Below are 3,765 nucleotides of genomic sequence, written 5' to 3'. Positions count from 1 at the left end.
CGGTCTGGTCCTCCAGCCGGTCTGATCAACACACCTCAGCCTTTCAACATCAGTAGCGGAGCCGGGTCACTACTTTCTATGCCTTCAAGGTCGCGGTGGGCGCGGATCAGGTCGGCCGGGCGGGCAAGAGTGCGCTTGGACAGCAGGATCGCGGCGCGGTAAGGCAGCAGCGAGCCTTCCGGTCGGGACGTCTGTCGCTGCTTCCTGAAAACTGGTTCTGGCACGAATTCCGTGAGCTGACCCTCCTCAGTTGACCAGGAGAACGCGTTTGCGCAGGAGATCGGGGTTGGCCCGGCCGTACATCTGCCTCTTGATCATCTTGATGCGGTTCACGTGGCCTTCGACCTTCCCGGAGCTGTAGGGCAGGCTGAGGCCGGCCCTGGCCGCGTCGAAGTCACGGTGCAGGCCGGTGACGAAGGAGCGCAGCTCAGGCAGGTCGTCGGCCCGGACGTCGTTCATCCACTGCTCCAAGCGCTCGCCGCGCAGCTGCAGCATCATGTCGGCGAAGCCGCGGACGTGGCCGCGGACGGCGGCCAGCGGCGGGCAGGCATCGGTGAGGGCGTCGAACTGCCGCCGCTCGTCGGTGTCCAGGCTGTCGGGGTGGCGCAGGAACCAGCCGGTGGCCGTGCGGACGCTCGGCGGTTGCGGCCGCGACGGTGGGATGATCGTGGTCTGCGACCTCCACGGGTGCACGTATGTGCGCAGGGCGGTGCTTTTGCCGCGGTAGCCCATGGCGGTGATCTCCTGGTAGAGCCGTTCGGCGTTGGTGCAGCCTTCCTTCCAGCGCTGCCGCAGGTAGGGGGCGAACGGCTCTAGGTTCTTGGGGCGTTTTCCGGTGCCGTTGTGCACCAGGAGGTCTTCAGGGTCGGCGGTGCGGGCGAAGCGGCGGACGGTGTTGCGGGCCAGGCCGAGCTCTCGCGCGATCGCCCGGAGATCACGACCCTGGGCGAGCAGGTGGTGGACGGCGGCGTGCCGCCGACGGGTCCGTTCGGCCAGCAGACCGGAACGCATGCCATCCGTGTCGGGTTCGGGGACGGGAGCCGCGGCGGCCGGATGCTGTGCGGGGACATCGACCTGCCCCATGAGGTGAGTCACCTCGCGCAGGTGGGAGCGGTGTTGGGTGACGGTGCGCTCGACGGCCTCGCCGAGGTTGCGCCACATGTGCCACCGGTCGGCGATCTGGATGGCCTCGGGCGCGCCGCGGCTGGTTCCCTCGGCGTAGCAGCCGGCCCGGTCGCGGCAGACGACCTCGATGCCGGGATGGGCGCGCAGCCAGGCGGCCAGCGAATCGGCGGACCGGTCGAACAGCACGTCGACGGGTCGGCTGGTGGTGATGTCGATGAGGATCGTGCCGTAGGTGTGGCCGCGCCGCAGCGCGAAGTCGTCCACGCCCAGCACCTGGGGCGCAGAAGCCAGCTGCGGGTCGGGCAGGGAGCGGATCAGCCGGATCAGCGTCATCCGGCTCACCGCCGTGGCGAGCCGGTGGGCCAGGCGGGCACCGGCCCGTCCGCCCAGGGCCAGGGCGATCGTCTGCAGCACCTGGCGGAGGTGGACGCTGTGGCGACCGTAGCGGGTGGTCAGCCCGGGGACCTGCTCGGCGAAGGTCTTTTTGGTGCAGTCGTCGTTGCCGCACCGGAACCGTAAAACGCGCAGATGGACGATGGTCTCCTGACCGCTGACGGCGGTGTCACACAGGCGCCGCTCGTAGCTGCTGTGCACCCGGGCGGAGATCGTCCCGCATCCGGGGCAGGCCGCCTGTGACGTGCGTGTCCGGGCCTGGATCCGTACCGATCTCCCGGATCGGTGCACGTGGTCGATGTCCAGGCAGGCCAGGTGGGGGAACAGGACCGTGAGCAACTCCGAGACCGTCACACATCATGGTCAACAGGGCATCTCGGAGACCGCTGGAGGATCACGGAATTCGTGCCAGAACCAAAGTTGCGGGAGCGTTGACAGACGTCCTGTCTTGGTTGACTGCTGTCTTATCGGGGCCTTATCTCACCTCGGCCCAGCCCCCTTGTACCTACGCTGACCAGTGCCGCCGAATTGAAAAGAGCTCATGGGGCGTCGTAATGCCTGATGGGGCACGTGGTGGGCACGGACGTGCGTCCGTGCCCACGTACGGGCCGTCAGCAGGCGTCACCGGCGACCGCCGCTGACGTGCGGAAACATCCCCGTCTGGCACCGCCGATCATGGGCCGTCACGGGGCGAGGCACGCTCATAATCCCTGGGTCGCGGGTTCGAGTCCCGCCCGCCCTACCCCTCACGACCTGCGGCGATGCCGCTCCCTTGATCGTTTCTGTGTCCGTTTTGTCGCCTGGTGGGCATGGTTGGCCCGTTGCTGGACCGTCGGGCGGTTCCCCGACCCTCTACGACGGTCATTTCCCGAACGGCAGCGGTCAGCTCCAGTCGGAGGCGGTCGGATGACTGACCCGGTTGCCGCGGAGGGTGGGGTCTGTCGGCTGGATACAGCTGAAGGTGATTACCAGAGCAGGCCGAAGCCGATCCGCAGGGCAGTGTCGATCTGGCCGGTCTCCTCTGGTGACAGCCGTCCGGCGAACTCTCCCAGGCGTTGGGGATCGACCGCGGTCGTCTGGTCGAGGAGGACCTTGGTGTCCTTGCCGTTGATTTCCACGGTGGGACGGAAGTCCGCCTCCCTCGCGCTTGTCGAAGTGGGCGCGATCAGCACTGTGGAGAAGGCACTGAGGAGATCGGACTGCACCACCACCGCGAAGCGCTCACCGTGCTGCTCGTGACCTATCGCGTCCCGAGGTGCGCGCAGACGGTAAAGGTCACCACGCACGGAGGTCATCCAGCTCGTGCTGGATCGCTCGGATCTCGGCCTGGTCGTCGGGATCGGCCGCGATGGCCTCGGCCTGGGCGCGGATGCGCTCATCGCAGCGCAGGCGCCACGCGGTGAGCACAGCGAGGCGGATCGCGGTCTCCGGGCTGTCGCCGTCGACCGTGAGGTCGGCCAGGGCGGCTTCCATCTGAGGGTCGAGTTCGATAGTCAGCACCGTCATATCTTCACTTTACGACGTGGTCTTTCGCAGGGATTCATGCTTCTTTGTGACTATCTAGTCTCGGAACGTAGTCGACTTTCTCCTGAGATGGGTGCATAAGCGGGGCGCACACCGAGAAGCCGTTCGAGGTCGTGATCGAGAAGGTCCTGCTCGACCTCGGTTGGTGGAAGGGGTGATCCGGGAGGAGCGGGTGATGCGTTTCGGAGCAGGTTCACCCGAGGTCGCCGAGATCGACGGATACCTTGCCCGCCTTGATCAGTATGACGAGTAGTGGGCGGTTTCCCGCCGACAGGGCCGGATCAAGTCGCCGTCGATCGGAGAAGATGATCATTGTGTGCGGGTTCTGTCCACGGTGATGATCGGATCCGCGGCACCGGATGATCTTTACAGCGAGGAGACGGTATGACCGACCTGCTTCTTCCCGGATGCGACGTACCCGCGAGACGTCGTATTCCGGATGACATAGTGGCCGGGTGTCTGAGCCGGATGGTCGACGAGAGCCTTGAGGACATGGTCCGGTTGTCGGCGATCCAAGCCTGCTGGATACGCGGTGGTGCGGCGGCTTCCGCGGCGGAGTGGCTCATCTCCACGCCCACTTCGTTCAGCGAAGGGCTGGCGCGGATCACGGCCGGTGCGAGGTGGGCAGGTCATGCGACCTACTCCGACTGCATCGCCGGTCACTGCTACGCCTGGGTTCCGCAGCTAATCAGGGTTCTGGGCCACGGGTGAGGGTGTAGGTGC

The 3,765-nt window shown here is 66.5% G+C and carries 4 protein-coding genes; 1 reads left to right on the top strand and 3 read right to left on the bottom strand.

Going from position 1 to position 3,765, the window contains the following annotated elements; translation table 11 throughout:
* Nucleotides 1-246: 246 nt before the first annotated feature.
* The 3 genes from ACWJ6R_RS32190 to ACWJ6R_RS32180 form a co-directional block, all read right to left on the bottom strand.
* Nucleotides 247-1,857 (bottom strand): ISL3 family transposase, encoded by a 1,611-nt coding sequence (locus tag ACWJ6R_RS32190; RefSeq protein ID WP_449065829.1) that lies wholly within the window; start codon nucleotides 1,855-1,857, stop codon nucleotides 247-249.
* Between the two features lie 626 nt (nucleotides 1,858-2,483).
* Nucleotides 2,484-2,813 (bottom strand): type II toxin-antitoxin system PemK/MazF family toxin, encoded by a 330-nt coding sequence (locus tag ACWJ6R_RS32185; protein WP_449065828.1) that lies wholly within the window; start codon nucleotides 2,811-2,813, stop codon nucleotides 2,484-2,486.
* Entirely contained in the window at nucleotides 2,794-3,024 is a 231-nt protein-coding gene (locus ACWJ6R_RS32180; protein ID WP_449065827.1) for a hypothetical protein, read from the bottom strand. The genes ACWJ6R_RS32185 and ACWJ6R_RS32180 overlap by 20 nt, the downstream gene beginning before the upstream one ends.
* Before the next feature lie 402 nt (nucleotides 3,025-3,426).
* On the opposite strand from ACWJ6R_RS32180, the gene ACWJ6R_RS32175 reads away from it, so the two are divergent.
* On the top strand, nucleotides 3,427-3,753 hold the full coding sequence (locus ACWJ6R_RS32175) for a hypothetical protein (protein ID WP_449065826.1): 327 nt from the start codon (nucleotides 3,427-3,429) through the stop codon (nucleotides 3,751-3,753).
* Nucleotides 3,754-3,765 lie beyond the last annotated feature (12 nt).

This window comes from Planomonospora algeriensis (genome assembly GCF_977012225.1).
Note: the sequence above shows the minus strand (reverse complement) of the source record. Positions and strands in the feature narration are given on the sequence as shown.

Bases quoted from the DNA above. Each gene is read 5' to 3' on its own strand.
- ACWJ6R_RS32180 (WP_449065827.1), bottom strand. From the start codon at position 3,024: ATGACGGTGCTGACTATCGAACTCGACCCTCAGATGGAAGCCGCCCTG.
- ACWJ6R_RS32185 (WP_449065828.1), bottom strand. From the start codon at position 2,813: ATGACCTCCGTGCGTGGTGACCTTTACCGTCTGCGCGCACCTCGGGAC.
- ACWJ6R_RS32175 (WP_449065826.1), top strand. From the start codon at position 3,427: ATGACCGACCTGCTTCTTCCCGGATGCGACGTACCCGCGAGACGTCGT.